The sequence below is a fragment of the Sphaerotilus sp. genome (assembly GCF_034519685.1).
Taxonomy (GTDB): domain Bacteria; phylum Pseudomonadota; class Gammaproteobacteria; order Burkholderiales; family Burkholderiaceae_C; genus Sphaerotilus.
Genome location: NZ_JAXHOF010000007.1, coordinates 114,502 through 137,272, shown reverse-complemented (window position 1 = coordinate 137,272; position 22,771 = coordinate 114,502). Strand labels below are relative to the sequence as shown.

The following is a 22,771-nucleotide window of genomic DNA, read 5'->3' as shown; positions in this document are numbered from 1 at the left end:
TGGTTGCGCTTGACTCGGCCGCCGCTTTCGGACGGGATGTCCTGCGCGGCAGGGGAATCCAGATGCATCTGTTTGTGACAAAGATCCCCCGTGGTCAAGGGAGGTCGACTGCTGTCTGTTTTGCAGTTCAGGCCTGTCCGGAACCCCCTGTGCCGGTAGACAGAGCCCCCCGCGGACCGATGGAATTTTTTCCATATCCGGAAAATTTTGGTGATTGATCAATCACTTGGTCCTGCTTGGTTCCAATTGAATCTGGTGTGCTGGCCGCAGGAATGCCGGACCGGCCGATCCGTTTCTCGCCCGGGTCTGTAACTGAACAATGCAACGAATCGACACAAACCCGCTGGTCAATGCCCGGGTGTCCGTATCAAATGTTTTCAGCGTTGCTGTTGCGGGGGATGTGATGCGATCGAAAAATAAGGTGCTGCTGCTGGAGCTGAATGAAATCAACTGGCGGGTGGTGGACCGGCTGATCGAGCAGCGGGGCAAGGGGTTTCTGCCCCATTTCGAGAAACTGCGCGCCGAGGGCGCCTGGGCGGTGCAATCCGCGGTGGAGCGGTCGCCCTTGCTGGATCCCTGGATCACCTGGGTGACCTTGCACACGGGGGTTTCTCCGGCGGTGCATGGCGCGTCCGTGCTGGAGCAATCCTCGGATTCCATCAGCGCGCCCCGCACCTGGCAATATGCCGCCGAGGCCGGTCGCAAGGTGGGGGTATTCGGCAGCATCAGCTCCTACCCGCCGCCGCCGCTGAACGGGTTTGTCGTGCCCGGCCCCTTTGCCCCCGGCAATGAAACCCACCCGCCGCGCCTGGCGCCCGTGCAGGCGGTGAACCGGCGCTACACCCAGGTCCACAACAAGACAACGCGAGCGCCCACTCTCTCCGAGAACGCCGGAACTGCAGCGGCACTGATCGGCATGGGGCTGAGTCTGGGCACCATGGCGCATGTCGCGACGCAGCTGGTGCGCGAGCGACTGCAGTCCGGGCAGCGCTGGCGCCGGGTCTGCCTGCAGCCGCGGCTCAATTTCGATATTTTTGCGAACCTGTACCGCAAGGAACGCCCGGACTTCGCCACCTGGCACAGCAACCATGCGGCGCATTTCATGCACCATTACTGGCGTGCGTGGGATGACGCGGTATTTCCCGTCAAATCTTCGTCGAAGGAGCGTGCGGAATATGGCGAGGCCGTTCCGGAGGGGTATCGGCTGTGCGATGAGCTGATTGGCCGGGCCATGCGCCTGCTGGATCCGCAGACCGTGCTCGTCGTGGCCTCCAGCATGGGCCAGCAGCCCTATATCAGCGATGTCTACCGTGCGGGAAAGGTCATCGTGCGCATCCGCGACATCGAGGCCTTGCTGAAGATTGTCGGGCGCGCGGGCATCTCCGATGTGGTGCCGACCATGGTGCCGCAGTGGAATTTACGGATCGAGGATGCGGCCCGCCGATTGGCCGTCAAAACAGCGTTCGAGACGGCATACCGGCAGCGCGGTGACACGGTCGCGGGGCGTGAGGCCTCGTTTGTCGTGCAGGAGACGGAATCCATCCTGACCGTGACGCCGCTCGGTCTGACCCAGGACCAGCGGGATTGGCGCTACTGTTTTCCGCAGGCTCCGGGCGCCGATCCGAAGGGGTATCCGATCGCGTCGCTGATGGCCATCGATGCCCCTACGGTCAAGCAAGGCATGCACCACATCGACGGGTTGCTGGCGTTCTACGGCGCCGGGGTGCGCAGCGGCGTGCAACTGCCGGACTGCACCAACCTGGATGTGGCACCGACCCTGCTGGCGCTGATGGACGTGCCGGTGCCGGCGGTGATGGAAGGCGAGGTGCTGGGCTGCACTGAGGCCTTCGCGGCCCGCGCCCGGCAGAACGCTGCTGCGAAGCCGGCGCCGCTGCCAATCGCGGCCTGAGTCTGCGTCTGCGTCAGTGGGTGGGCTGACGTGCCCATCCGGACCAGCGGGTCCGGAGGGTTCGTTAGCATGGGCGCCCCTTGTTCCGGAGCCTGCCCATGACCACGTCCTCTCCACGTTTCCGCATTGCCGTGATGCCCGGCGACGGCATCGGCCAGGAGGTCATGCCGGAAGGGCTGCGTGTGCTGGACGCCGCGGCGCAGCGCTTCGGCCTGGCGCTCGACTACACGCCCATCGCCTGGGCGAGCTGCGACTGGTACCTGCGCACCGGCGAGATGATGCCCAGCGACTGGAAGCAGCAGCTCGACGGCCATGACGCGATCTATTTCGGCGCTGTCGGCTGGCCGGCGACGGTGCCGGACCACGTCTCGCTGTGGGGCTCGCTGCTGAAGTTCCGCCGCGAGTTCGACCAGTACATCAACCTGCGGCCGGTGCGGCTGTTCGAGGGCGTGCCGTGCCCGCTGGCGAACCGCAAGCCGGGCGAGATCGACTTCTGCGTCGTGCGCGAGAACACCGAGGGCGAGTACACCAACATCGGCGGCGTGATGTGGCCGGGCACCGAGCAGGAGGTGGTGCTGCAGCAGAACGTGTTCTCCCGCCGTGGCGCGGACCGGGTGCTGAAATACGCCTTCGACCTCGCGCAGTCGCGCCCGCGCAAGAAGGTGACCGTGGCGACCAAGAGCAACGGCATCGCGGTGAGCATGCCGTGGTGGGACGGCCGCGCCGACGCGGTGGCCGCCGCCTACCCGGAGATCGCGGTGGACAAGCAGCACATCGACATCCTCTGCGCGCGCTTCGTGCTGCAGCCGGACCGCTTCGATGTGGTGGTGGCGTCCAACCTGTTCGGCGACATCCTGAGCGATCTGGGGCCGGCCTGCACCGGCACGATCGGGCTGGCGCCATCGGCCAACCTGGATCCGGAGCGGCGTTTCCCGTCGCTGTTCGAGCCGGTGCATGGCTCGGCGCCGGACATCTTCGGCCGGAACATCGCCAACCCGGTCGCGATGATCTGGTCGGGGGCGCTGATGCTGGATTTCCTGGGCCACGGCCAGGGCGCTGGCCGCGCCGCGCACGACGCGATCGTGCGCGCCATCGAGGACGTGATCCGCAGCGGCCCGCGCACGCCCGACCTCGGCGGCACGGCCAGCACGACCGAGATGGGCGAGGCGATCGCGGCGGCGGTGCTGAACGGCTGAAGTCCGTCGCGCTCAGTCGCCGCCAGTGGCGTAGTCGAGCACCAGCACGTCCTCCAGCAGCGGCTGTAACTGCGCGACGAAGGCCTGGTGCGCCGGATGCGGCAGGTAGTGGTCCCGCCCGGCCGCGTCGTCGAAGGTCAGCAGGAAGGCGTGGGTGTAGCCCTTCGCCAGCCCTTCCGGGCTGACATCGGTGCCGGATTCGAGGGCGCGCACGGTGGTGATCGCCGTGCGCAGCGCGTGGAAGGCGGCGGTGATGTCGGCGATGGTGGCCGGCGCGGTGTCCGGCTTGAACTTGAGCAGGACGAGGTGACGCAGCATGTGGATAAACCTGTGTACAAGTCTGTAGATAAAGCTGTTGTTATTCTGTGAATAACAGGTTGTTCCGTCAGGCGCCGAGGCCGCGCAGCACATCCCAGCACGCGCCCATCGTGTGGTAATCCGTCTTGCCCGCCGGGCTCTTCTCGTCGGAGTAGGCGCGGTTGTCGGGCGTGCGGATGCGGTACCAGGCGCCATGGACGTGGTCGACCATGTGCGCCCAGGCGTAGGCCCAGATCCGGTCGTACCACTGCCAGTACGCCTCGTCGCCGGTGCGCACCGCCAGCAGCGCGGCGGCGGCGAAGCTCTCGGCCTGCACCCAGAAATACTTGTCCGCGTCGCACACCTCGCCGCCCGGCGCGAAGCCGTAGACGAGGCCGCCGTGGGTGTCGTCCCAGCCGTGGCGCATGGCGGTGTCGAAGAAGTGGCGTGCCGTCGGGACGATCCACGCCGGCACGTCGGCGCCGGGCGTGGCCTGCAGGTGCGCGTCGAGGTGCAGCAGCAGCTTGGCCCACTCGGTGAGGTGGCCGGTCTGGAAGCCCCAGGGGCGGAAGATGTTGGTCTTGTCGTCGCGGTTGTAGTCGGGATCGACCGACCAGTCGGCGCGGTAGTGCTCCCAGACCAGCCCGCCTGACAGCCCCGCCAGCCGCTGCGTGACCGAGGTCGCCAGCGTCAGCGCGCGGTCGAGGTAGCGGCGGTCCTTCGTCGCATCGAAGGCGGCGATCATGGCCTCGCAACTGTGCATGTTGGCGTTCTGGCCGCGGTAGGGGCCGACCTGCCAGTCGGGCGTCGCCTCGTCGGCGTAGAGGCCGTGCGCGGGTTCCCAGAAACGCTGCTCCATCAGCGCGAACGTCGCGTCCAGCCCGACGCGCGCCTCGTCGATCCCGACCATCAGCGCGTGCGCGTGCGCCAGCAGCACGAAGGCGAGGCCGTAGCAGTGGTTCGTGCCGTCCTGCACCGTCGCCACGCGCTGCTCGCCGTCCCAGTCGAGCTGCCAGGCGTAGCCGCCCTGGGGCTGCGCATGGGCCGCGTGCAGGAAATGCAGGCCGTGGCGCGCGGCGTCCTGGTCCGCCGGATCGCCGAAGCGCCGGTAGGCCATCGCGTGGTTGAAGACGAAGCGGGTGCTGCTGACGAGGTGGCGGGTGCGGCGGTCGTAGACGGTGCCGTCGTCCTTGAAGAAATGGAAGAAGCCGCCGGTCGGGTCGAGCGCGCCCGCCCGCCGGTAGAACGACAGCGTGTGGCGGATGTGGTCGAGCAGGAACGCGGGCGTGCGGAAGGCGGGTGCGGTCATGGCGGTCGTCGTGAGAGGCATCGGGGGATCGTCAGGGGGCCAGGCCCATCTGCTGCAGGCCGAGCGGGCTGAGGTCGGCGGGCGTGGCGCGGCCGGGGAAGTCGAGTTCGTAGTCCTCGGGCGCGAAGTCCGGGCTGCTGCGGCCGGCGAGGAAGGCCGCGGTCTGCCGCTCGGCGAAGCGGGCGTTCTTGTCGCACCAGGGCGCCGCGCCGATGTAGATGACATTGCTGTAGCCGCTGCCGTGGTGGTGGTCCTCGACGGCGTGGATGATGTCCGAGTGCCACCAGACGGTGTCGCCTGGCTGCACCTCGGGGATCGACACCAGCCCGGCGAGCAGCTCGGGGTGCCACTGTTCCGACGCGCCGAGCGCCCGGCCCGGCTGCGCGCCGCAGAGGTCGCCCTCCGGCACATCCGGCTGCAGCGCCCGCAGCAGCATCCACGGCATCGTGCGCGCGATCGGCACCAGCTTGAGCGTGCCGTCGCCCGGGCCTTGGCGGGTCAGCGCGGTCCAGCCCTGGAAGGTGCGGAACGCGGAGCACACGGCGGGCGAGGGAATCTCCTTCGTCTGCGTGCGGCCTTCGCCGTCGAAGGGGTCGAAGGCAAACGGGTCGCCCTGCAGCACGTCGCGGTACAGGTGGCGAAAGCTCGGCTCGCACCAGCGCTCGACCGAGCCGCCGTCCGAGTGCGGCGACAGGCCGAGCGTCGCGTCGCCGGCTTCGCGGCGGCGGATGCGATCGGCGTAGTTGAACTGGCGGTCGGGGTCGAAGAAGCGGGTGATCTGGCCGTCCGGGCCGGTCTTCTCGAAGGTCCACAGCCGGTTCAGCCAGGCGCGGGTGGTGGCCATGTTCGGGTGCTGGCGGGCCTGCATCTGCGGCTTCGACCAGAACAGGCTGAAGATCTGCGGCCGGCCGGCGGCCAGCGCGCTGAAGTATTTGTCGAGACCGGCCTTGTCCTTCATGCGCAGCAGGTAGCCGACCTCGTCGATGTAGCGCACGACCTCGTCGTTCCACTCGGCGATCTGCGCGGGGTCAAACACGCTGCGAATGACCGCGCAGCCTCGGCGGTGGACGCGGGCGATGTCGGCGGGCGAGACGCGGCCGGCGGCGAGGTCGGCGTAGGCGATCTCCGGGACGGCGTGGCCGCTGGCCATCTCGTGGCGGATCGCGGCGACCTCGTCGTTCAGCGCTTCGGTCAGGCGGACGTAGCGGCCGGCGAGGTCGGGCACCTCGGCGCGCAGCCGCTGCTGGCTGGCGCGCACGGCGGCGGGGATGTCGTGCATCCAGGCTTCCATGGTGGGTTCCTTCTGGTTCCGAAGCCCCCCTCCCGGCCTCCCCCCGCTGGGGGGAGGAGAACCGATGCGAGGCGATCCGGTCTTGCGGTCTGACTGTCTTGCTCCCTCCCCCAGCGGGGGAGGGTTGGGGTGGGGGTTTCGGTCAATCGATCGGCTGCGCCCGGCCGCTGGCGGCGCTGGCCAGCCCGGCGAGCGCCACGGCCAGCGAGCGCTCGCCGTCCACGCCGCTGGCCAGCGGCGCGCCCTGTCCGGCACAGGCCTGCACGAAGGCGCTGCAGCCGATCTCGTACAGGTCGACGGTCGGCACCGGGATCTCGCGCTCGCCCTGTTCGTCGCGCAGCCACAGCCGCCCGCCGCCGGCCTGCGTCAGCGAGCCTTCGGCGTAGAGCGTGCCCTCGGTGCCGAGCACGTGCAGCCGGGTCGCGGCGTGCCGGGCGACGAACGATTCGTGGGTCTGCGCCAGCACGCCGCCGTCGAATTCGATCAGGCTCATCGCGCTGTCCTCGACCTGGCCCTGGCCGAGGCCCTGCTGGCGCGTCACGGTGGTGATGCGGCGCGGCTCGGCCTGCAGCAGGAAGCGCAGCAGGTCGGCGTCATGCACGAGGATGTCGAGCACCACGCCACCGCCCGCGCCCGGCGCGTCGAGTCGCCAGCCCTGCAGGTGGGGCGGCAGGTAGACCGCGTGCGAGACCTGCACGGCGTGGACGCGGCCTATGGTGCGGGCCTCGACCATCCGGCGCACCTGGCCGTGCAGGGCCGAGGCGCGCAGGTGGTGGTTGGTGGCGAGCACGCGGCCGGCGGTCTGCGCCCGGTCGATCATCTGCGCGGCGTCCGCCCGCGACATCGCCAGCGGCTTCTCGCACAGCACATGGCAGCCGGCGTCGAGCGCGGCCAGCGTCTGCGCGGCGTGCTGTTCGTTGGTGGAGCTGATGTAGACGGCGTCCAGCCCGAGTGCGAGCAACTCGCTCAGCTCGGTGTGGGCGCTGGCGAGGCCCTGCTGCTCGGCGAACTGCTGCGCGCGCGCTGCGCTGCGCGAACAGACGGCGACCAGCTCCTGCCCGGCGATCTTGCGCAGCGACGGGATGACCCGCTCGGCGATGTTGCTTGCTCCGATGAAACCCCAGCGCATGGTGTGTGTCCTCGCATGTCGTGACCTGATGCCGAGGATGCTAGGGCGCGGCGTGCGGGGAGGGCAGCGCACTTTCCCGTGGGGGAGTCAGCGTTGGGAGCGAAACAAGCGAGCGGCGATTGACGGCGATGTAATCGAACGATTACAGTGCGGCATGATCCGTGTGAAAGCGCTTCCCGAATTCACCCGTTGGCTTGACGGCTTGCCCGATGCCAAAGTGAAAGCAGTGGTCTCGGCGCGTGTGCGCCGCTTGTCGTTTGGTCTGCCCGGTGATGTTGCGCCGGTGGGCGAAGGTGTTTCCGAGTTGCGTATTCATTTGGGTGCTGGCTGGCGCGTGTACTTCGTGCAGCGCGGTGCCGAAGTGATCGTTCTGTTGGCCGGTGGCTCGAAGAAGAGCCAGCCAGCCGATATTCGTCAGGCGAAAGCCCTGGCAAAAACGCTGAGCATGGAGTAGCAGATGACCAAGAGCATAAAAGTCAGTGACTTGGCGGAGTTCGATCCTGCGCCTTATCTGGATTCGGAAGAGACCATTGCGGCCTACTTGACCGACATCCTGGAGGCTGGAGATTCGGCGTTGCTCGCCGCGGCGTTGGGTGACATCGCTCGGGCGCGTGGCATGACGGAAATTGCCAAGGCTTCAGGGATTGCGCGGGAGGCGCTGTACAAGGCCCTGCGAGCAGACGCACAGCCTCGATTCGACACGATCAGCAAGGTTTGCGCGGCGCTTGGGGTGCGATTGGTTGCGCAGCCTATTCATGGCTGAATTGATTCTTACCTCCCCGTGCGAAGTAGTTCGACAAAACCAGCTTGGGTGCGACTCGATTGCTCTTTTATGGCATTCCCGTCTTCATTGACAACAAGGACGCCGTTCTTGTACGTGAGAACTTCGTAGTCAACAAAGCCTTCTTTGCCATCCGCTGCTTCAGTTTCAGCAACTAGCGTTGTTTCGGATCCAGATTCATCAGTCGACTCTCTTTCGACCAAAGCCCCTGGATCTGGCTTACCCAGAAGTACGACTATGGACCGTCGGATTCCTTCATTAGAAGTCCCTACTTCATGAAAAATATGACCCCTATCGAATGAGTAAGCTGGAGGGTCGCCCTGCGTCCAAACTGAGCGAATAACTCTCTCTGATGAACTCAGCGGGCGGCCTAGTTGTTCCTTCTTTTTCTTGTTGGCTGCCACATCCATGCGCTGATCTAGCCTGATATCTAGCTGCATGCGAAAGAAGTCGCCCACATGGAATGCCCATCCCTCAGCACGCTGCTCCACAAAGCGCACTGAAAAATTCTCTGTTCGACGTCTGTTGCTCATTGGTGCATCACCCGATCTAACTGTTTTTTGGCGCGTTTGAGTCTGTCGGCTGCATCTTTCGCCTCAGCATCAAGTACAGCTACATCCTGAATTGCGGACTGAACAAGTGTACCTTGCAGGATAGCTGACAATCTATATTCTAAGTTGTCCACTATTGGGTCAAGGACTGAGGAAATATTTCCATTGAGAAGTTGAAGGGCGGAGTCAAGTCTGAAGTGCAACAGTTTTGGCGGCAAGCGCCTGCCGCTGGGCGAGTTTTGTCTGGACGAGTTCGGTGTAGACCTCGCGAGGAGTACGGAAGCCGAGGATCTTGCGAGGGCGGTCATTGAGCATGGACTCGATGTAGGCGAGCTTCTGCGGGGTGACGGTGGACAGGTCAGTGCCCTTGGGCAGGAACTGGCGCACCAGGCCATTCATGTTCTCGTTGGAGCCGCGCTGCCAGGGGCTGTAGGGCTCGCAGAAGAAGACCGGCATGCCGGTGGCCTCGGTCAGCTCCAGGTGGCGGGCCATCTCCGAACCGCGGTCGTAGGTGAAGCTCCTGCGCAGCTCGGGGATGACGCCGTTGAAGCGCCGGGTGAAGCCGTCGAGGGCGTGGGTGGCGGTGCAGCCATTCATCTGGGTCAGCAGCACGAAGCGGCTGTGGCGTTCCACGGCGGTGCCGATGGCGCTGGCGTTGCGAGCCCCCTTGATGAAGTCGCCCTCCCAGTGGCCGGGCACCAGCCGGGCGTCCACCTCTGCGGGGCGCTCGCTCAGCGGCACGAGGTTGGCGATGTTGCCGCCCTTGCGGCTGGTGCCCCGCGCACGCGGCATGCGCTTGGTGTGGCTGCGCCGCAGCTCCCCGATCAACTCGGTGCGCAGCTCGCCACGCGGCACCATGTAGATCGCCTGGTAGATTGTCTCGTGCGAGACGCGCTGCGTCGTGTCTTCGGGGTTCATCAGCTTGAGCCTGCCTGCGATCTGTTCGGGTGACAAGGCCCGCTCAAGCTCGTGGCGCACCCACTTGCCCAGCGGCGTGTCGAACTGCTGGCCGAGCTTGCGCACCCCGGCCTTGGCCTGCACCCGGCGCCGGGCGGCCTGTTGCTGCGCAGTCGCCACCAGGTAGCCCCGCTTCGGGTGTCGATTTCGCGCCAGCTCCCGGCTGATCGTCGAGGCCGAACGCCCCAGTTGCACGGCGATCTGTCGCTGCGTCAGCTTCTGCGTGACCAGCAGCCCAAGCTGCGTGCGCTCTTCCAGACTCAGGCTTGAATACTCTTGTCCCATTGGCTCAACCTGTTGTTTTCATTGCCGTGTTGCACTTCAGTTTAGAGCGTGCCAAGTCGGTGCTTGCAGTGCATTTTTTTCGCGCCGGCTTGGCAACTGCAAGTTGTTTGTAGCGTATCGCCAGTTCGAACGAATGTTGCGGTGTAGCGCGCCCCCGTGCTGCCACGAATTTGAACTTCAAATGAGTCGTTTGCCATATTTATTTTTTGGAATATTATTGATGAATTTTGCCTTGAAAAATTATATTCAGCAGGACATTTATCTCTCGCTGCGGCGCTTCTTTGTCAAAATAAATTTCTTGGATTCTATCGACTCGAAATGTTCGGATTCTTTGCTGTAATTGGCAAAAGCCGAGCAAATAAAAATTGGAGTTGCTGATGAAAATTTCTTCTATTTTCACACGCCTGGTGGTACTCTCGCCATCATTATTCTTGTAATCCAGTGTTGCTAAGCAGTTTAATCCTTTTGTGTGTGGCGTTCGATTTTCTTCCCATGCCTCTGCATCAAATGTGGCATTGCTTTTTTGTGAGGGCGAGTTTAAGAGCCCATCTGCAAATGCTGTTCCCAATATCCTTCTTTTATTGGCCATTTCTATTTCGTTTTCTGGGTATTTGGAAGAGAACTCACGTAGCAATCGCCATTGCTCTTCCAGATGTAATCTGGCCGCCGAAGATGTGCCAAATATAGATTTCAGTCTTGTAATGACTTCGTCAGAAGTGTTGGGGTGCCTGTTTTCCTTGTCACTTCTTACGGCATTTATTGTGTGCCTGCAAATATTTTTATTCACGCCTAATTTGCAGTTGCAATTAACGTACACCATATTTTTGTCGGTCTGTATGACCACTTCAAAGGGGGGCTTGTTGCCGTTCCTTGAGTAGTATGTAATTTTTTCCATGGCGCCGTTCATTTTGATTAATAAAGTGACTGCATCAAATTTGGTTTGCTGAGGTCGATTTATAATTTACTGCCCTGCAAGCAGAATATATTCTGCTGTGAAAGTGGTAAATCATAGCTGCGAGTCCTGTCGCCGGTCTACTGCCAATTTCACAGTCCCACCCCCGAACTCCCCCGCACCATCAACTCCACCCCCATCACCATCTCCTGCGGCATCGCCCCACCTCCCACGAGCATCTCCACCCCCGTGCGCCCCAGTTCCTGCTTGTCCACCCGCAGCGTGGTGAGCGGGATGGCGCCGTAGCGGGCGGCCGGGATGTCGTCGAAGCCGACAAAAGCGATGTCTTCCGGGATGCGCAGCCCCGCGTCCAGGCACACCCGCATCGCCGCCAGCGCCGCGCTGTCGTTGTAGGCGAACACGGCGTCCGGCCGCAACCGCCGGCGCAGCAGCGTGCGCATGGCCGCCGCCGCCCCTTCCGCGTCATCCATCCCGGGCGGCGCCAGCGCTTCCAGATCAGGATCGGCCAGCACCCCCGCCTCGAACAGGGCGCGTCGGTAGCCCCGGCTGCGCTCGCGGATGCTGAAGTGCGCCAGCGAGCCGGCGATGTAGGCGATGCGCTGTCGGCCGAGGTCGAGCAGATGGCGTGTGGCCTGGTAGCCGCCGCCGGTGTTGTCCGGGTTGACGGCGGCGCAGCCCGGAATCCAGCCATCGACCAGCACCAGCGGCAGCCCCAGGTCGGTCAGTTGCGCCAGCACCTCGTCCTCGAAGTACCCCGCCACCAGCAGCGCATCGGGTTCGTGCAGCTTGAGCAGCTTGCCCACCGCGTCGCCCTGCCGCGCGCTCAGCAGCGTGGGCGCCACGCCGAACTGGCGGCAGCCCTCCTCGACGCCGTGCATCACCTCGGCGAAGAAGGGGTTCACGGCGAAGTTGCTGTGGTGCCGGTGGATCAGGAACACCAGCCGCGGCGCCTTGCCCGAGCGCAGCCGCGACAGGTCGTAGCCGAGGTCCGCGGCCACCTGCCGGACATGGCGGCGCGTCTCGTCGGACAGGCCGCGCTGGTTCTTCAGCGCACGCGAGACGGTGCCGACCGACACGCCCGCCGCGTCGGCGATGTCGCGGACGGTCACGTTCACGGGGCTCATGGCCGATCCTCCGCCGCAGACAGTAGGGGCCGCGCACTCAGGCGGCTGCGCACCACCAGCGGCACGCCGGGCGTGAGCGTCAGGCCGGCGCGGGCCGCCAGCGGGTGATCGGCCGGCGGCGCCGCGACCCGGCCCAGATCGAACACGCCGCACACCGGCTCGACACCGAGCGCCAGATGCCGGCCATTCCACGGCGGATACAGCCGACCCCGGTGGCTGATCCAGAGCATCAGGTCGGGCAGCAGCGTGCGGTCCCAGTCCAGCGTCAGCGTCCAGCCGCAGTCCAGGTAACGGACCGCGACGGGGCCGCCGAGCGCCATGAGCTGCAGCAGGTCTTCGCTGTCCTGGGGCTGCGGGAAGCGGGTGAGGTCGGCGGGCGGGCCATCGGTGGTAGGCACAGCGTCCAGCCGGTCGAAATGCTGGTCGGGCGCCAGCCGCGAACGGCCGGGTTCGGCGGGCACCGGGTAGGTCAGACCGGGGCCGTGGTGCGGCAGGTCCAGCGCGACACGGCCAGCATCGAGCCGCAGCGTCGGGTGCAAGGCGACCGGCAGCGTGCACGGTGTCCGGGCTTCGATGCACAGGCTGAGATCGACCACGGCCGCGTCGGCGTGCGCTTGCACCGTGCGGGTCAGCCGCGCGATCGGGTCGGCGTCGGGCAGGGCGATCGTCAACGCCAGGGTGTGCGGATCGTCGGTGGCGAGCCAGTCCCAGTCATGGTGGGCGCTGTGGCCGTGACCCCAGCCGTCGTGCGGGGTGCGGGGGGTCCAGCCGGTGGGCAGATCCGCGGGCCGGTCGGTGCGCCCGAAGGGCACGCAAGGCCAGTCACCCCGCAGACCGCGCATCAGACCGGTCTGCACCGCACCGATCGGCTCGGCGTGCCAGGGCGCGATCTGCAGGGGCGAAAAATCGGCATGGCCCGGTGCGGTGAACACCACCGGCGCCAGCATCGCCCCCAATCGGTTCAGGGTCAGGCGGCCGTGCAGCCAGGCGATCGACCGGGCCTCGGCGGGGGGGGTGTCAGGGTTGACCATGGGCTTGACTGCGGGTAATCCGGAGGCCCAAGTGTAGGAACGTCCGTCCGTTTAGTAAACGGAGGAGGATTCAATGTTGTTTCTTTCAGGGTAATGATGCGTTGTCATCGCCAAGATTAACCGGCGCGTTGTCAACGGTATCAATAAGTTCACCTTCAAGCGGCATCCGACGTGTCACCGGAAGATGTGAAAAAACCCCGATGAGTCCTACCGCCATGAAGCACCTTCTCCGCACCGACCATCCCGCCCCGCGCCGCCTGCCGCTGCAGGACCGCCAGACCGAAAAGGGCCGCAAGCAGGAAACCTTCGACTACGGCCGCATCGGCTGTGACCAGCGCAGCATGGCGTTTGCCCTGCGCATGGACCGCAAGCGCTGAGCGGCGCCTGCACACAAGGGGTGCGCCCCGCTGACCCCAGTATCGCGTCCTCCGACACCAGGGACATTGCTGTGCGGTAAAAACACGCAAAGTTGTCTCTGATGGCGAAAATCCCCCTGAATCAAGGTATTCTCATGTGACGAGTGTTACGACATGGATCTTTTGTAGGGTTGTTGTGTATCTGTCGTGACAATTGTTCAAGAGAGGACCGCCATGAAGTACCACAGGCGCATTCGCTGGTCGAATCTGTTCACCACGTCCTCCGGGCTGACCCGGCTGGCGTTGATCGTGCTAGTGAGCCCCGCCCTCGTGCTGGCGGCAGCGCTGGCATCGGTCGTGATGGCGCTGGAGGGCGCGCTCTCTTTGCTGGGCTTCACGCCGCGCCAGCCGCGCGCACCCTGGCGCACAGCGAGCGAGAGGCTGGTCACGGTGCTCGCCCGTGCCGCGGGGCGTCAAGGTTTCACTGCTTGACGGCTTCGACCTGGACCACCAGGCGCATGTCGTCCGAGAAGCCGTAGTTGATGCCGTAGCTGGCACCCCACTGGCTGCGCTTGATGGTGGCCTCGAAGTCGCCACCGCAGACCTCGCGCTTGACCATCGGGTTCATGTAGCAGTTGAACTTGTTCGCCTTCAGCGTGATCGGGTGCGTCTTGCCCAGTAGCGTGAACTGGCCGGTGACTTCCTTGACCTTGTCGCCCTCGAACACGAACTTGTCGCTGACGAAGCGCGCGGTCGGGTGGGCGGCGACGTTCAGGATGTCGGCGCTCTTCAGGTGGCCGTCGAACGGGGCGGTGCCGGTGTTGACCGAGGTGGTGTCGATGGTGATGTCCACCTTGCCGGTCTTGCCAGCGCGGTCGAAGCTGACCGTGCCTTCCTTCTTGTCGAAGCGGCCACGGTTGGTCGAGGTGCCGAAGTGGTCGATCTCGAAGGTCACGAAGGTGTGCGTCGGGTCGATCGCGTAGGCGGCGCTCTGGGCGTTGGCGGCGGAGGCGAACAGCACGGGCACCAGGGCCAGGGCGAGCAGGGTCTTCTTCATGGGAGGGTTTCCTTCAGCTTCAGGGTTGGAGGGGATTTCGGAGGGGATGGCGCAGGCGCGCTCAGAGCGCCGGCACGCCGCTCAGCAGCAGCTTGAACTTGACCTGCACATCGTTGGCGACCATCGACGTGTCGGCCCATTCGTTTTCGCCGATCTTGAATTCGAGGCGCTTGAGGGCGAAGGCGCCGGTGGCGGTGGTGGTGCTGCCGGCTTGCGCCAGGGCCACGGGGACGGTCAAGTTCTGTGTGCTGCCCTTGATGGTGAGTTTGCCCGCCACCTCGAATTTGCCACCGCCCAGCGCCTTGATCGCGCTGGACTGGAAGGTGGCCTGCGGGAACTTGGCCACGCCCAGCCACACCGGCTTGACGACTTCGGCATCGGTTTCGGGCGAGCCGAAGCTGGCGCTGCCGGTGTCGATGGTGAAGCTGACCTTGCCAGTCTCGGGCTTCTTCGGGTCGAAGGCGACCTGGGCGTCGAACTTGCGGAACTTGCCTTCCACCGGCACGCCCATCTGCTTGCTGACGAAGACCATCTCGCTCTTGGCTGCGTCGAGCTTCTGCTGGGCGAGGGCGGGCTGGCTGGCCAGCACGAGGAAGGCGGCGGCGGCCAGGGCCGCGGTGCTGAAGGTGTTGAATCTGGTGTTCATGTGAACGCTCCGAAAAAGGATCGTGGTGCTCAGGGCTCAGACCGGGCCGATGCCCATGCGGCCAAGCAGGCGGTCGCGGTCGATGAACTGGTGCTTGAGCGCGGCGCCGACGTGGGCGATGACCAGCGCGGCCAGCGCGAAGGCGGTGAGTTCGTGGAGGGGCTTGATCATCTCGGCCAGCGCCTTGTCCACCGGCACGAAGTCCGGCAGCGGCAGCACGCCGAACCACACGATCGGGAAACCGGCGGCCGAGCTGTAGGCCCAGCCCGTCAGCGGCACGGCGAAGAACAGCAGGTACATCAGGTGGTGCGTGGCGTGGAAGGCCTTGGTCTGCCAGCCGGGCATCGCGGCCTGGATGCGCGCCGGCAGCGCCGGCGGCGGCTGCACCAGCCGCCAGGCCAGCCGCCCGGCCGACAGCACCAGGATCGTCACGCCGGCCCACTTGTGCCAGTTGTAGAGCTTCAGCCGTGTCGGCGAGAACGGCAGCTCGTGCATGTAGATCCCCACGGCGAAGGAGCCGACCAGGCCGAAGGCCAGCAGCCAGTGCAGGGCGATCGACAGGCCGTGGTAGCGGGAGGAGGTGTTGCGCGTTGTCATGGGGGCCAGTCTGCCGGGCCTTGCGCTGGCGCAAGTTCACCCGGCTTGACGCATGCGTAGCAAAAAGCTGAACGCCATGGCCGCACGGATCAGCGAACCGCGCGCCAGCGGGCCACTTCGGTGCGCACCTGTCCCAGCTTGTCCAGCAGCGTCACGCCCGCCACGCCCCGGCGCAGCATGGCCTGCTGCGGGGTGCCGGCCCAGATCTCGATGTCGGCGGGCAGCTGCGCCCGCAGGTTGCCCAGGTGGTCGAGCGAGGGGCCGGTCGGGCTGAGCGAGGAAAAGCTCAGCGCGACCACCTGCGCCCGGTGCGCACGCGCGGCCAGCACCATGTCCGGCACGGGGGTCTGCCGGCCCAGGTTCATGCAGGCACAGCCTTCGACCGTGAACAGCGCTTCGGCCATCAGCAGCGCCAGGCCGTGCTGCTCGTCGGGCATGGTGGTCAGCAGCACACGCGGGCTGCCGTCCACCGCCGCCTCGGGCGCCGACGCGATGGCCGAGCGCAGCACGGTCTCGATCGCCTCGCTGCACAGGTGCTCCTCGAAGATGGCGAGCTGTCCGCGTGACCAGGCCTGTCCGATCTCCACCAGCAGCGGCGTGGCCACCTCGGCGACGAAATGCCCGAGACCGCGCCGCAGCAGCGACTGCATCAGGGCGCGGCGCAAGCCGATCACATCGTGGGCGCGCAGCAGCCGGTAGAGCGCGTGCGGCTCGGCGCTGAGCGTGGTGTCGGTGGCCGGGGCGTCGGCGGCATTGGCAGGGCGGACCAGCTCGCCGATGGACTGCAGGTCTTCCAATGGCAGACCGACCACGCGCCCAGGCCGCCACCCGGCGTCGAGCAGGCGCTTGATGTGGCGCAGCCGCTCGACCTGGTCGAGCGGGTACAGGCGCTCGCCGTTGTCGTCGCGCAGGGGCGCCGGAAAGCCATAGCGCCGCTCCCAGACACGCAGCGTGTCCTTGCCGATGCGGGTGTCACGTTCGACGGCGGCGATGGTCAGCATGTGCAGTGCGGCGGGTGCCCGGTCGTTCATCAGGGGCTCCGAGTGTGCCGTACACCGGATCGCGCCACCTTGCAGCGTTCCCCAGTGTCAACCTTGTGTCTTTGGTATGTCTTGGACAAATGCTTGTGAAATTCCGTGTTGAGGCCTAATATAACCCTCAACACCACATTTGCCCAAGACAAATCATGTTCAAGACTCGGCAAGATTCACGCACCGCACAGGCCACCCAGCGCCGGCGGGCGCTCGGCTGGATCGGACTGGTCGTCTGGGCAGGCGCTGCGCAGGCTGCCACCTGCCCGGCGTTGCTGGACCGCAGCGTGCCGCGTCTGCAGGACGAGCGGCCGCAGTCGCTGTGCCAGTACGCGGGCAAGGTGGTGCTGGTGGTGAACACCGCCAGCCAGTGCGGCTTCACCCCCCAGTACCGCGGCCTGGAGGCCCTGTACGAACGCCACCGCGCGCAGGGGCTGGTGGTGCTGGGCTTCCCGTCGAACGACTTCGGAGGGCAGGAGCCAGGCTCGGCGTCCGAGATCGCGGCGTTCTGCGAGAACCAGTTCGCCGTGCAGTTCCCGATGTTCACCAAGGTCACGGTCAAGGGCGACAAGGCCCACCCGTTCTACGCCGACCTGGCCCGGCGCGCGGGCCAGACACCGCGGTGGAACTTCCACAAATACCTCATCGGCCGCGACGGCAAGACCGTGCGCAGCTACTCCAGCCAGACCGAACCCGACGACGCCGCGCTGCTGCGCGATGTCCAGGCGATGCTCGGCGCGCGCTGAACCGGCCAGGAATCCACCATGCCGACGACACAAATCTTTGCCTTGGCGCCGGAACTTCGTCGCCAACCCATCCTCCAAACCCGTGCATCCGATCCGGTCCGTGCTGCGTATGTCTACCGCATGGACCCGATCACCGATTTTCGACCGTGCAGCCTGACCGTCCCTCCGGGGTCGGCAGTCCCCCGGAGGCGGCTCATCTCCTCCTCCCTCCCCACTCCTTCGTTTCCGGGTGCTGCACGGGTTTTCTTTTCTTCTCTTGCGGCGGGGGCCTGAACCATGCGGCGCATCGCTGTCATCGGCTCCGGCATCGCCGGCCTGTCCACCGCCTGGCACCTGAGCGCTCCCGGCCAGGGCTGCCACGTCACCCTCTACGAAGCCGGTGACTACCTCGGCGGCCACACCCACACCGTCGACGTGACGCTGCCCGGGCCGGACGGGCGCCTGCATACGCAGGGCGTGGACACCGGCTTCCTCGTCTTCAACCACCGCACCTACCCCGAGCTGCTGAAGCTCTTCGCCGAACTCGGCGTCGAGACCGCGCCGTCCGACATGTCGTTCTCGGTGCAGGCCGAGCAGGGCACGCTGGAGTGGAGCGGCTGCAACCTCGACACCGTCTTCGCGCAGCGCAGCAACCTGTTCAGCCCGCGCTTTCTGGGCATGCTGCGCGAGCTGATGCGCTTCAACAAGCGCACCACCGAACTCGCCCGCACCGGCAGCGAAGCCCAGCTCGCCCAGTCCATCGGCGCCTTCCTCGACGCCGAGGGCTACTCCGACACCTTCCGCCGCTGGTACTTCCTGCCGATGATCGGCTGCATCTGGTCCTGCCCGACCGAGCAGATGCTGCAGTTCCCGATCGCCACGATGATCCGCTTCTGCCACAACCACGGGCTGCTGCAGGTCAGCGACCGGCCGCAGTGGTACACGGTGACGGGCGGCGCGCGCCACTACGTCGAGAAGATGCGCCCCCGGTTCCGCGATGTGCGGCTGAACACGCCGGTGCGGGCGGTGCGGCGGCTGACGTCGGGCGGGGCGATGGTGTCGGCGGCCGATGGGGATGCCTTGTTCGACGAGGTGGTGCTGGCCTGCCACTCCGACCAGTCGCTGCGCCTGCTGGGGGCCGATGCGACCCCCGATGAGGTGCGGGTGCTCGGTGCGATCCGCTACCACCCGAACCGCGCTGTGCTCCACACCGACGTGGGGCAGCTGCCCCGGCGCCAGAAGGCCTGGGCCGCATGGAACTATGAACACGCCGGCGACACGGCGACCGAGGATGCCGGCGTCTGCCTGCATTACCTGCTCAACCGGCTGCAGCCGATGCCCTTTCAGCAGCCGGTTGTGGTGTCGCTCAATCCGGTGCGGCCGGTGCGCGCCAACCAGGTGCTGGCCGAGTTCGACTACAGCCACCCCGTCTTCGACCGCGCTGCCATCGACGCACAGGCCCGCCTGCCGGCGATCCAGGGCCAGCGCAGCACCTGGTTCTGCGGCGCCTGGACGGGCTACGGCTTCCACGAGGACGGCCTGAAGTCGGGGCTGAACGTGGTGCGCGGCCTGCAGCGCCAGTGGGTCGACACCCGCACGCTGGAGCTGGCATGAACCCCGACACCGGCCCGGTGCGTGCGCTGATCGGGCGCGGCGAGGTGCGCCACACGCGGCTGCGGCCGGTGCGGCGGGCGTTCCGCTACCCGACGTGGTTCCTGCTGCTGCCGATGCGCACATTGCGCACGCAGCCGGACCCGGTGCTGGCGCGCAACCGGGCCGGCCTCGTCAGCTTCCACGACCGTGACCACGGCGACGGTGGCGCCGATGCGCTGGCCTGGTTCGAGCGCCTGCTCGCCGACGAGGCCATCACCGACGCGGACGGCGAGGTCTGGCTGCACACCTACCCGCGGGTGCTCGGCTATGCCTTCAAGCCGGTGAGCTTCTGGTACGCGCACCGGGCGGATGGCACGCTGCGCGCCATCGTGGCCGAGGTGAACAACACCTTCGGCGAGCGCCATTGCTACTTGCTGACCGGGGCGGGCGCGGACGCCGCGCCGCTGGGCTGGGGCCGCGAGCTGCGCGCCGACAAGGTGTTCCACGTCTCGCCGTTCTGCGCCATCGAGGGCGGCTACCGCTTCCGCTTCATGCGCACGGCCGATCGCACGGTGGCCCGCATCGACCACGACGATGCCACCGGCCAGCCGCTGCTGCAGACCAGCGTCAGCGGCCAGCTCACGCCGCTGACCCGCCACGCCCTGCACCGCGCCTGGCTCGGCAGCCCGCTGCTGACGCTGGGCGTCATGGCGCGCATCCACTGGCAGGCGCTGCACCTGTGGTGGCAGCGCGTCCCGTTCTTCCGCAAGCCGGTGCCGCCTGCGGCGCTGGTCAGCCGCTGAGGGCGGCCCTTCCCCGCAACCCGCAACCCGCTTCGAACCATGAACTGTCCTGCTCGATCCGCTTCTGCCGTGACTGCCTTGTCTGCCATGCCTGGTGCGGGCGCCGGCTTGCCCATGGGTGCCGTGCTGACCCCGGCGGCGCTGATGTTGCCTGCCGGTGCGCCGGCGTCGGCCCGCGCGGTGTTCCGCGTGCTGCAGAAACTGCCCTGCGGCACGCTCGACCTGCAATGGCCCGATGGTTCGCACTGCCGCGTCGGCCACGGCGCCGAGCCGCAGGCGTCGATCGCGGTGAAGGACTGGTCGCTGTTCTCGGCGGTGCTGAAGTCGGGCGACATCGGCTTCGCCGAGACCTTCATCGCCGGGGGCTGGCACACGCCGGACCTGCCGGGGCTGCTGCGCTTCATGCTGGCGAACCGGGAGGCGGTCGATCAACTGATCTTCGGGAGCTGGTGGGGTTCGCTGCTGCACCGCCTGCGCCACCTGCGCAACCGCAACAGCCGCGAAGGCAGCAAGCGCAACATCCACGCCCACTACGACCTCGGCAACGCCTTCTACCGGCTGTGGCTCGACGGAACGATGAACTACTCCAGCGCCTGGTTCGACGGCGACCACTCCAAGCCGCTGCCCGACGCGCAGCACGCCAAGGTGCGCCGCGCGCTGCAGCAGGCCGGTGTCGGCCCGGGCGACCGTGTGCTGGAGATCGGCTGCGGCTGGGGCGCGCTGGCCGAGATGGGGACCCGCGAGTTCGGCGCCCACGTCACCGGCGTCACGCTGTCCACCGAGCAGCTCGCCTGGGCGAACGAGCGCATGGCCCGCAACGGCACGGCGGCACAGGCCGACCTGCGCCTGCAGGACTACCGCGACATCGCCCAGGCGCCCGGCTTCGCGCCGTTCGACGCGGTGCTGTCGATCGAGATGTTCGAGGCGGTGGGGCGGGCCTACTGGCCGTCGTACTTCGAGACGGTGGCGCGCTGCCTGAAGCCGGGCGGGCGCGCCTGCATCCAGAGCATCACCATCCGCGACGACCTGTTCGAGCGCTACGTGCGCTCCACCGACTTCATCCAGCAGTACATCTTCCCCGGCGGCCTGCTGCCGAGCGACGCCGAGTTCCGCAAGGCGGCCGGGCGGGCCGGGCTGGTGGTGGAGACCGCGATGGCCTTCGGGCCGGACTACGCCGAGACGCTGCGCCGCTGGCGGACCGACTTCCACGCGCAGGCGGAGACGGTGCAGCGCCTGGGCTTCGACGCGCCGTTCATGCGGACCTGGGACTTCTACCTCGCGTATTGCGAGGCGGCGTTCGACACCGGCAACACCAACGTCGTGCAGTACACGCTGAGGAAAGCGGCATGACCACCCGCCGCCAGTCCTTGACCGTGCTGACGGCGCTGACCGCGATGAGCACGCTGCCGGGCCTGCTGGCGACGACGACGACAGCGGCGGCGCAGGGCACGAACGAGCCGCCGGCCGAGGTCCGCGCGGCGTTGCCGGGTGCGCGGCTGCAAGGGCAGATGCGCTTTCGCTGGTTCGGCCTGACCATCTACGACACGCGGCTGTGGGTGGCCGGCGAGCCGATCAGCGCGCAGGACTACGCCACGCGCCCGTTTGCGCTGGAGCTGCTCTACGCCCGCAAGCTCGGCGGCGCGGACATCGCCGACCGCTCGGTCGACGAGATGCGCCGCATCGACCGCGTCGAGGACCGGCAGGCGGGCGACTGGCGCGCGGCGATGGTGGCCGCGTTCCCGGATGTGGTCAGCGGCGACCGCCTCACCGGCCTGCACCAGCCGGGGCGCGGGGCGCGCTTCTTCCACAACACCCGCCCGACCCGCGAGGTGGCGGACGCCGAGTTCGCGCGTTTGTTCTTCGGCATCTGGCTCTCTCCGCGCAGCCCGGAGCCGACGCTGCGCCAGGCGCTGCTGGGCGCGACGGGATGAACGCGGCCACCGCGTCCGGCGCCGGGTCTGGCCTTGCCTACGGTGCGCTCGGGCTGCCGCTGGCATTCGTGGCGCTGCCGCTGTATGTCGTGCTGCCGAACCACTACGCGGCGGAGTTCGGCGTGCCGCTGGCGGCGCTGGGCGGGCTGCTGCTGGCCGTGCGTGCGTTCGATGCGGGGGTGGATCCGTGGATTGGCCAGCGCGTCGATGCGCTGCTGGGCGGGGCGATGGAGCGGGTCTGGGCCGTGCTCGGGCTGGCGGCGCTGGTGCTGGTGGCGGGCCTGACGGGGCTGTTCTTTCCGCTGGCGGGGGTGCGCGGGGCGCCGTCGGCGCTGCTGGCCTGGTGTGGCGCGCTGCTGGTGGCGACGTACCTGGCCTACAGCGTGGCCAGCGTGCTGCATCAGAGCTGGGGCGCGCGCCTCGGCGGCGGTGACGCGGCGCAGGCGCGCTGGGTCGGCTGGCGCGAAGGCGCGGCGCTGGTCGGCGTGGTGCTGGCGAGCGTGCTGCCGTCGGTGGCGGGGCTGCCGGCGATGGTGGGCGTGTTCGCGCTGGCGCTCGGGGCCGGGCTGCTGGCGCTGGGGCGGGCGCCGCGCCCGGTGCTGCGCAGCCGGGTGGCGGCGCCGCCGTCGATGGGCGCGCCGTGGCGGGTGGCGGGGTTCCGCGGGCTGATCGCGGTGTTCCTGCTCAACGGCATCGCCAGCGCGGTGCCGGCCACGCTGGTGCTGTTCTTCGTGCGCGACCGGCTGCAGGCGCCGGCGCTGGAGGGCGCGTTCCTCGCGGCGTACTTCGTGGCCGGGGCGCTGTCGCTGCCGCTGTGGGTGCGGGCGGTGGCGCGCTGGGGGCTGGTGCGGACGTGGTCGGCGGGCATGGGGCTGGCGGTGGTGACGTTCGTGGGCGCGCTGGGGCTGGGCGCGGGCGACACGGGCGGCTTCTTCGCGGTCTGTCTGGCCAGCGGGCTGGCGCTGGGGGCGGACCTGGTGGTGCCGGGCGCGCTGCTGGCCGGCGTCGTGCGCCGCAGCGGGCAGGGCGGGGCGGCCGAGGGCGCGTTCTTCGGCTGGTGGAACAGCGCGACCAAGCTCAACCTGGCGCTGGCCGCCGGGCTGGCGCTGCCCACGCTGCAGTGGGCGGGCTACACGCCGGGCAGCCGAGACGCGGACGCGCTGTGGTCGCTGAGCCTGGCCTATGCCGCACTGCCGTGCGGGTTGAAACTGCTGGCGCTGGGGGCTTTGTGGCGCCTGCGCCGGGTGATCGAAGGATAG

The 22,771-nt window shown here is 67.2% G+C and carries 25 protein-coding genes; 12 read left to right on the top strand and 13 right to left on the bottom strand.

Annotated features, from left to right (window positions below; genetic code table 11):
- Positions 1-319: 319 nt before the first annotated feature.
- Together U5O44_RS22535 and U5O44_RS22530 are read left to right on the top strand one after the other, a co-directional pair.
- Positions 320-1,909, top strand: a complete 1,590-nt coding sequence (locus tag U5O44_RS22535; RefSeq protein WP_322590672.1) for an alkaline phosphatase family protein — start codon at positions 320-322, stop codon at positions 1,907-1,909.
- Positions 1,910-2,007: 98 nt separating this feature from the next.
- The gene (locus U5O44_RS22530) at positions 2,008-3,105 is read left to right on the top strand and encodes a tartrate dehydrogenase (protein WP_322590671.1); all 1,098 of its coding nucleotides are present in this window, start codon (positions 2,008-2,010) and stop codon (positions 3,103-3,105) included.
- Between the two features lie 12 nt (positions 3,106-3,117).
- Here the strand turns inward: U5O44_RS22530 and U5O44_RS22525 are convergent, their stop codons facing one another.
- The 4 genes from U5O44_RS22525 to U5O44_RS22510 all read right to left on the bottom strand — a co-directional run bounded on the left by U5O44_RS22525 (position 3,118) and on the right by U5O44_RS22510 (position 7,131).
- Positions 3,118-3,423 carry a Dabb family protein gene (locus U5O44_RS22525; RefSeq protein WP_322590670.1) on the bottom strand — a complete coding sequence of 102 codons (306 nt, stop codon included), beginning with the start codon at positions 3,421-3,423 and terminating at the stop codon, positions 3,118-3,120.
- A gap of 67 nt (positions 3,424-3,490) precedes the next feature.
- The gene (locus U5O44_RS22520; protein ID WP_322590669.1) at positions 3,491-4,711 is read right to left on the bottom strand and encodes an AGE family epimerase/isomerase; all 1,221 of its coding nucleotides are present in this window, start codon (positions 4,709-4,711) and stop codon (positions 3,491-3,493) included.
- Between the two features lie 31 nt (positions 4,712-4,742).
- Positions 4,743-6,002, bottom strand: a complete 1,260-nt coding sequence (locus U5O44_RS22515; RefSeq protein WP_322590668.1) for a YbiU family protein — start codon at positions 6,000-6,002, stop codon at positions 4,743-4,745.
- A gap of 142 nt (positions 6,003-6,144) precedes the next feature.
- Positions 6,145-7,131, bottom strand: coding sequence for a Gfo/Idh/MocA family protein (locus U5O44_RS22510; protein ID WP_322590667.1), 987 nt, complete (start codon positions 7,129-7,131; stop codon positions 6,145-6,147).
- 154 nt (positions 7,132-7,285) lie between these two features.
- Here U5O44_RS22510 and U5O44_RS22505 point away from each other — a divergent pair, with 154 nt between their 5' ends.
- Together U5O44_RS22505 and U5O44_RS22500 are read left to right on the top strand one after the other, a co-directional pair.
- A complete protein-coding gene (locus tag U5O44_RS22505; RefSeq protein ID WP_322590666.1) occupies positions 7,286-7,585 on the top strand; it encodes a type II toxin-antitoxin system RelE/ParE family toxin in 300 nt (99 codons plus the stop codon).
- 3 nt (positions 7,586-7,588) lie between these two features.
- Positions 7,589-7,894 (top strand): addiction module antidote protein, encoded by a 306-nt coding sequence (locus tag U5O44_RS22500; protein ID WP_322590665.1) that lies wholly within the window; start codon positions 7,589-7,591, stop codon positions 7,892-7,894.
- Between the two features lie 8 nt (positions 7,895-7,902).
- Here the strand turns inward: U5O44_RS22500 and U5O44_RS22495 are convergent, their stop codons facing one another.
- The 5 genes from U5O44_RS22495 to U5O44_RS22475 form a co-directional block, all read right to left on the bottom strand.
- Positions 7,903-8,445, bottom strand: coding sequence for a hypothetical protein (locus U5O44_RS22495; RefSeq protein WP_322590664.1), 543 nt, complete (start codon positions 8,443-8,445; stop codon positions 7,903-7,905).
- Between the two features lie 204 nt (positions 8,446-8,649).
- Positions 8,650-9,705 (bottom strand): IS30 family transposase, encoded by a 1,056-nt coding sequence (locus tag U5O44_RS22490; RefSeq protein ID WP_322588856.1) that lies wholly within the window; start codon positions 9,703-9,705, stop codon positions 8,650-8,652.
- A gap of 214 nt (positions 9,706-9,919) precedes the next feature.
- The gene (locus tag U5O44_RS22485; RefSeq protein ID WP_322590663.1) at positions 9,920-10,600 is read right to left on the bottom strand and encodes a WYL domain-containing protein; all 681 of its coding nucleotides are present in this window, start codon (positions 10,598-10,600) and stop codon (positions 9,920-9,922) included.
- Positions 10,601-10,749: 149 nt separating this feature from the next.
- The gene (locus U5O44_RS22480) at positions 10,750-11,733 is read right to left on the bottom strand and encodes a LacI family DNA-binding transcriptional regulator (RefSeq protein WP_322590773.1); all 984 of its coding nucleotides are present in this window, start codon (positions 11,731-11,733) and stop codon (positions 10,750-10,752) included.
- 5 nt (positions 11,734-11,738) lie between these two features.
- Positions 11,739-12,773, bottom strand: a complete 1,035-nt coding sequence (locus tag U5O44_RS22475) for a hypothetical protein (RefSeq protein ID WP_322590662.1) — start codon at positions 12,771-12,773, stop codon at positions 11,739-11,741.
- A 215-nt stretch (positions 12,774-12,988) separates the two neighbouring features.
- Here U5O44_RS22475 and U5O44_RS22470 point away from each other — a divergent pair, with 215 nt between their 5' ends.
- Together U5O44_RS22470 and U5O44_RS22465 are read left to right on the top strand one after the other, a co-directional pair.
- Positions 12,989-13,150 (top strand): hypothetical protein, encoded by a 162-nt coding sequence (locus tag U5O44_RS22470; RefSeq protein ID WP_310459854.1) that lies wholly within the window; start codon positions 12,989-12,991, stop codon positions 13,148-13,150.
- Positions 13,151-13,363: 213 nt separating this feature from the next.
- Complete coding sequence (locus U5O44_RS22465) at positions 13,364-13,621, top strand: hypothetical protein (protein WP_322590661.1); 258 nt, start codon at positions 13,364-13,366, stop codon at positions 13,619-13,621.
- Here the strand turns inward: U5O44_RS22465 and U5O44_RS22460 are convergent.
- From U5O44_RS22460 to U5O44_RS22445, 4 genes are all read right to left on the bottom strand, one after another.
- Positions 13,611-14,186 (bottom strand): YceI family protein, encoded by a 576-nt coding sequence (locus U5O44_RS22460; protein ID WP_322590660.1) that lies wholly within the window; start codon positions 14,184-14,186, stop codon positions 13,611-13,613. The two genes, U5O44_RS22465 and U5O44_RS22460, sit on opposite strands and share 11 nt — an antisense overlap.
- Before the next feature lie 61 nt (positions 14,187-14,247).
- Positions 14,248-14,832, bottom strand: a complete 585-nt coding sequence (locus U5O44_RS22455; protein ID WP_322590659.1) for a YceI family protein — start codon at positions 14,830-14,832, stop codon at positions 14,248-14,250.
- Positions 14,833-14,868: 36 nt separating this feature from the next.
- Positions 14,869-15,429, bottom strand: coding sequence for a cytochrome b (locus U5O44_RS22450; RefSeq protein WP_322590658.1), 561 nt, complete (start codon positions 15,427-15,429; stop codon positions 14,869-14,871).
- Positions 15,430-15,518: 89 nt separating this feature from the next.
- Positions 15,519-16,460: a MerR family transcriptional regulator gene (locus tag U5O44_RS22445; protein ID WP_322590657.1), complete on the bottom strand. Its 942-nt coding sequence runs from the start codon at positions 16,458-16,460 to the stop codon at positions 15,519-15,521.
- 155 nt (positions 16,461-16,615) lie between these two features.
- Here U5O44_RS22445 and U5O44_RS22440 point away from each other — a divergent pair, with 155 nt between their 5' ends.
- From U5O44_RS22440 to U5O44_RS22415, 6 genes are all read left to right on the top strand, one after another.
- Complete coding sequence (locus U5O44_RS22440; protein ID WP_322590656.1) at positions 16,616-17,206, top strand: glutathione peroxidase; 591 nt, start codon at positions 16,616-16,618, stop codon at positions 17,204-17,206.
- Between the two features lie 276 nt (positions 17,207-17,482).
- The gene (locus U5O44_RS22435) at positions 17,483-18,799 is read left to right on the top strand and encodes an NAD(P)/FAD-dependent oxidoreductase (protein WP_322590655.1); all 1,317 of its coding nucleotides are present in this window, start codon (positions 17,483-17,485) and stop codon (positions 18,797-18,799) included.
- Entirely contained in the window at positions 18,796-19,581 is a 786-nt protein-coding gene (locus U5O44_RS22430) for a DUF1365 domain-containing protein (protein WP_322590654.1), read from the top strand. The genes U5O44_RS22435 and U5O44_RS22430 overlap by 4 nt, the downstream gene beginning before the upstream one ends.
- A gap of 87 nt (positions 19,582-19,668) precedes the next feature.
- A complete protein-coding gene (locus tag U5O44_RS22425) occupies positions 19,669-20,931 on the top strand; it encodes a cyclopropane-fatty-acyl-phospholipid synthase family protein (RefSeq protein WP_322590772.1) in 1,263 nt (420 codons plus the stop codon).
- The gene (locus tag U5O44_RS22420; protein ID WP_322590653.1) at positions 20,928-21,512 is read left to right on the top strand and encodes a chalcone isomerase family protein; all 585 of its coding nucleotides are present in this window, start codon (positions 20,928-20,930) and stop codon (positions 21,510-21,512) included. Before U5O44_RS22425 ends, U5O44_RS22420 begins: the two co-directional genes overlap by 4 nt.
- The gene (locus U5O44_RS22415; RefSeq protein WP_322590652.1) at positions 21,509-22,771 is read left to right on the top strand and encodes an MFS transporter; all 1,263 of its coding nucleotides are present in this window, start codon (positions 21,509-21,511) and stop codon (positions 22,769-22,771) included. Before U5O44_RS22420 ends, U5O44_RS22415 begins: the two co-directional genes overlap by 4 nt.